Genomic DNA, 5,804 nt, shown 5'->3' on the forward strand with positions numbered 1-5,804 from the left:
TGCGGCGTGGTCGGGGGCGAACAAGTATGTCCGTGAGTGCGTGAACGATGCTGATGACCGGACCGTGGATGTGCCCAAGGCCAGTGCGGCGCCGAGTTATGTGTTCCGGGTGAACCGGGACCTGGTGGTCCTGAATGATGTGAACTCGGGCAATGTGTGGCTGGTGAACCAGAACATGCAGCTGGTCAACAACTGGGACGACGTCATCCCGCCGCAGCAGACCTCCGACGACGCGGACAAGGACTCAGCCGACGAGGTCCAGCAGACCGTACTCCCGGACCGCACCAAACCCAACAGCGCCCCGGCCGCCAAACCCGACACCTTCGGCGTGCGCGCCGGCAAGACCACTATCCTGCCCGTGCTCGACAACGACACCGACCCCGACGGCGACATCCTCACCGTCCGCAGTCCGGACCCGCTCACTTCCGGGCTGCTCGCGCCGATTTACGGCGCCACCGGCTTCCAGATCAGCGTCGGGGCGGACAAGACCGGCTCGGAAACCTTCAAGTACACGGTCGACGACGGCCGCGGCCTCTCCGCCAGCGCCGACGTCACGCTCAACATCGTGCCGCCGGGGGAGAACGCCGCCCCGCGGCAAAAACCCAACCGCAACACCACCCTCGTGGTGCAGTCCGGCAAGATCGTCAGCCAGAACATCCTTACCGACTGGATCGACCCCGACGGCGACGACCTTTTCGTCGTCGGCGCGGCCAGCAGCGACCCCCGCGACCAGGTCAAGGTCCGGCCCGACGGCCTGCTCAGCTTCCAGGACGCCGGCTCCGAGGCCGGCCGCAAGACCGTCACCGTCACCGTCTCGGACGGACGTTCGACCGCCGAAGGCAAGGTCACGGTCGACGTCCGCGCCCCGGGCGCGCTGCCTCCCATCGCCAACGCCGACCACCTGGTCGCCGTCGCCGGGGTGGATACGGTGATCGCCCCGCTGAAGAACGACTCGGACCCCCAGGGCGGCGCCCTCCGCCTCGCGCAGGTCACGCCGGCCGGCAACTCCACCGCCACCATGGGCGCGGACCAGCAGACCTTCACATTCAATTCCACCGCCCAGGGCGCGCACTACGTCACCTATCTGGTCACCAACGGACCGGCCAGCGCCCAGCAGCTGGTCCGCGTCGACGTCGTCCCCGGCGGCGGCGACGGCGCCCCGGTCGCCGTCCGCGACACCGCCCTGCTGCCCAGCGGCGGCAGCGTCCTGGTGGACGTTCTGGGCAACGACTCCGACCCCTCCGGCGGCGTGCTCGTGGTGCAGTCAGTGACCGCGGCCGACGGGCTGCCGTTGAGCGTGTCCGTGCTGGACCACTCCGTCGTCCGGATCACCGACATCCGCGCCGAAGGCCAGCTCAGCGTTCGATACACCATCTCCAACGGCAAGTCCTCCGCGAGCGGGGAGATCGCCGTCCTGGTGGTCCCCGCCCCCGCAAAACTTCAGGCCCCGCAGGCGAAGCCGGACGAGGCGACCGTGCGCGCCGGGGACGTCGTCACCATCCCGGTCCTGGCGAACGATACCGACCCCAACGGCGGCAAACTCAGCCTGGAGCCGGTGCTGGCCCAGCAGCCGGACGCCGCCGACGGGCGGATGTTCACCTCCGGCGGGATGCTGCGCTTCATCGCCGGTGAAGTCCCCAAGACGGTCTACGCCATCTACAAGGTCACCAACGCCTCCGGCCAGTCGGATTCCCAGCAGGTCACCATCCGCATCCGGGCCCGCGACGACGAACGCAACACCCGCCCCGAACCGAAAAACCTCACCGCACGCGTGGTGGCCGGGATGAGCGTGCGGATCCCCGTGCCGCTCGACGGCGTCGACACCGACGGCGACTCCGTCCAGCTGACCGGCGTGGACAAGGCCCCCGCGATGGGCACCGCCGTGGTCAGGGACGGCTACCTCGAATTCACCGCCGCCGGCAACGCCGCCGGCACGGACACCTTCAGCTACCGCGTCCGGGACCGGATCGGCGCCGAAAACACCGGCACCGTGATCGTCGGCATCGCCCCGCAGGAAGCCAACAACCAGAAGCCCATCGCCGTGGACGACGCGGTGGACGTGCGGCCCGGCCGCAAGATCGCCGTCGAGGCCCTGGCCAACGACTCGGACCCGGACGGGGACCCGGTCAGCCTGGTCAGCAACGGTTTCGAGGCTAAGCCCGAACTCGGAGTCGAGGCGGCCGACGGCGGCAAGGTGCTGCTCACCGCCCCCGGCACCGCCGGCAACGAAAGCGTCAGCTACAAGATCCAGGACGACAAGAAGGCCCAGGGCAGCGCCGTGATCCGGGTCCGGGTCAGCCCGGACGCCGCGCTGAAGCTTCCCGTTGCCAAGGACGATGTAGTCACCCCGGCCGAAACGCTGGGCAAGTCCGCCGTCGATGTCCCGGTCCTGAAGAACGATTCGGACCCCGACGGTGTCGCCGCCGACCTCAAGATCAGCCTGCCCGACGGCAACCCCAACGCCCGGGTGGGCGACGGCAGCGTCCGGGTGGCCCTCGCGCCGACGGACCAGCTGGTTCCATACACCGTCACCGACGTCGACGGCCAAAACGCGACCGCGATCATCTGGGTCCCCGGCCAGGGCGAGCAACACCCCACGCTGGCGAAGACCGATGTCGTCGAAGTGATGGCGGGCAAGCAAATCGACCTGGACCTGAACGACTACGTCCGGGTCAGGGAAGGCCGCACGCCCCGGATCACCCAGGTGGACAACGTCCGGGTGCAGGGGGCTGACCCGCAGAACGTCGTGGTCGGAAACGGCGACAAGCTGCGCTACGCCGCGCTCCAGGACTACGTGGGCCCCGGCTCCGTGACGTTCGAAGTGACCGACGGGACCGGCCCGGAAGATCCGCAGGGCCTCAAATCGACCCTCAGCATCATCACCAAGGTGATCCCCGACCCGAACGCCAACCACCAGCCGAGCTTCAGCGGAGCGACCCTGGACGTGCCGACGGCCGAATCCGCAAGCCTGGAGCTGGGCAACCTGGCCAAGGACGTGGACTCCGGCGACCAGGAGAAGCTCAGGTTCGAACTCCACGGCACGCTGCCGGAGGGCTTCAAGGCCTCTGTCGAGGGCGGGACCCTGAAGGTCACCGCGGACTCCGCCAAGGCCGCCGGCTGGAAGGGCAGCATCCCGCTCAAGGTCACCGACGGCCGCTCCGAGCCGGTCCGGGCCAGCATCGAGGCAACCGTCGTCGCGTCCACCCGCCCGCTGCCGGTCGCCAACGAGGACGTGATCGAGAAAGCCAACGCCGGCAAGACCGAGACCATCAACGTGCTCGCCAACGACTTCAACCCCTTCAGCGAAACCCCGCTGAGGATTGTCGCCGCCACGGTGGAAACCGGCTCCGCCGCCGGCCAGCCCGCCATTTCCGGCGACTCGATCACCGTCACGCCGGCCGCCGGGTTCAAGGGCGTGATGGTGCTCCGCTACACCGTGATGGACAAGACCGATGACGTCTCCCGGCAGACCGACGGCCGGGTCCGGATCACCGTCCGGGACAAGCCGGATGCCCCCTCGGCACCGGCCGCCACCGACGTGCGCAGCCGGACCGCGGTGCTGAAATGGGCCCCGCCGTCGGATAACGGCGCCACCATCAGCAAATACACGGTGCGCTCCAGCGGCTTCAGCCAGGACTGCGCCACCACCACCTGCACGCTCAGCGGACTGACCAACGACGTCAAATACGTCTTCACCGTCACCGCCACCAACGAGGTGGGGGAGTCCGAGCCATCGCCGGCCTCCAACGAAATCCGGCCCGACGAGAAACCCTCGCCGCCGGAAGCCCCCACGGTCAAGGCCGGGGACAAGAACATGGTGATCACCTGGCCCGCGGCAAAGACCGAAGGCTCCGCCGTGAAGAACTACAACCTGGAGATCTCCCCGCCGCCGGCCAGCAGCATCGCCGTGAAGAACGGCGTGACCGGCCTGAGCTACACCTGGCCCGGACTGACCAACGGCGTGCGATACAAGGTCCGCGCCCAGGCCGTCAACGAACTCGGCCCCTCCGACTGGGGACAGTATTCCGCCGAGGACAACCCGGCCGGCGTGCCCGCCGCCCCGGCAGCCCCGACGACGTCGGTCGCATCAAACGTGGGCACCTCCAACCAGCTGAAGGTGAACTGGAGCGAGCCGAACACCAACGGCGACGCCATCAAGAGCTACTACGTCACCATGAGCGGCGGCGGAGGCACCACCCAGACGCAAATGGTCGCCGGGACCGTACGGACCGCCAACTTCACCGCAAACAACTCCGAAACCGGTTACACCTTCACCGTCCAGGCCGAGAACAAGGCGGGCAAGGGCGCGGTCAGCGCACCCTCGGCACCGCGCCGCGCCACCGGCAAGCTCGGCCAGGTCTCGGGCGTGACCGCAACGGCGGCGGACACCGGCGGCGCCGGCCGGGCCGTGGTCATCAACTTCCGCGAACTCGACACCGCCGGGCGCAACGGCTCCCAGCCCGGCGAGGTCAGCTACACCTACTACGCCAGCCCCAGCGGAAAGACCGGCGGGATCACTCCCGGCCAGAAGATCGGCGGGTTCACCAACGGCGCCCCCACCACAATCACCGTCACCGCCAACTCGAGCGTCGCACCCAGCTCCGACGCCAGCACCGGAGCCACCACCACACCCTACGGCTCGCCCGGAACCCCCTCGGCATCCGGACAGAACGGCGCCGAAAACCAAAAGAACCTCAGCTTCAGCTGGAGCTCGCCGTCGACCACCACCAACGACGTCGCCTACACCCAGATCAGCATCGACAACGGAGGCTGGGAACGCGTGGCAGCCTCCGGCAGCCGGACGATCAACACCGGCGGCTTCAGCGAACCCCACTCCATCCGCGTCCAGACGGTCAACTCCCTCGGCACCGGCGGGCCGATCGCCTCGGCGTCCGCCCAGTCCGGAGCCGCTAAGACCCGCTGGAGCACCCGCCTCAACACCGGAATGGACCGCAGCTGCACCGACCTTCCCGGCGCCACGTCCTACGACGACAGCCAGCCGGGTAACTTCACCTGCGATGGGCAGTCGGGCTACACCAGACCCTGGATGTCGCACCTCGACTCCTTCGACGTCATGTGCTGGAAGCCGCACGGTACCTACTACAGCGGCGACGGCCAGTGGTACTACATCATGCGCGGTTCGCCGAACGCGACCCGCTGGATCAACTCCACGCACACCTCGATCGGCTCGCCCGGGCAAAGCGGCGTTCCGCTCTGCACCTTCCCGGTCGGAGCAACACCGTGACCGCGCCGGGTGCTGCTCCGGCGCCCGGCCCCGGACGGACACCGGCCGGTGGGGAGCCCTCCCCATCGCCCGCCGCCGGACCGTTCGGTAGGCTGTCGCGGGAACTGGGAGCCTGCTCCCGGGCCCGCCACGGGAATGACAACGCGCGTATGAAGGGCATCTGAAGCTGTGACACGACTTCTCGCCACCCTGCGCTCCAGGACGCCCGGCTTCACCACCCCGCTGGGCGGCCGCTTCACCGCGCGCCGGCGGCGTTTGATGGCCGGTACCGGCATCGCCGTGGCCTCCGCGGTGTTGATCACGGGCGCGATTATTTATCCGGGGTTTAAGACCACTGAGGTGGAGTTGAATGACGGTGGGGTGTGGGTGGTGTCGAAGTCCAAGAATGCGGTGGGGCGGGTGAATTATCCGTCTCGGGTGTTGGATGGGGCGGTGACGCCGGCGTCGGCGACGTTTGATGTGTTGCAGGATGCCGGGACGGTGTTGGTGGATGATGCGGCGGGCTCGACGTTGAATCAGGTGTCGGCGGCGCAGTTGCGGTTGGGTGGGGATAAGAAGT

2 protein-coding genes are annotated in these 5,804 nt (G+C 68.5%); both read left to right on the plus strand.

Features of this window, described 5'->3' with window-relative positions; translation table 11 throughout:
- Window positions 1-5,245 (plus strand): Ig-like domain-containing protein (locus AC50YM_RS20420; RefSeq protein WP_494958757.1); only part of this gene is annotated, 5,245 nt, incomplete at its 5' end.
- Window positions 5,246-5,503: 258 nt separating this feature from the next.
- Window positions 5,504-5,804, plus strand: a 301-nt coding sequence (locus AC50YM_RS20425) for a hypothetical protein (RefSeq protein ID WP_494958758.1), incomplete at its 3' end; no start/stop codon positions are given.

The sequence above is a fragment of the Pseudarthrobacter sp. RHLT1-30-1 genome, from assembly GCF_059383415.1.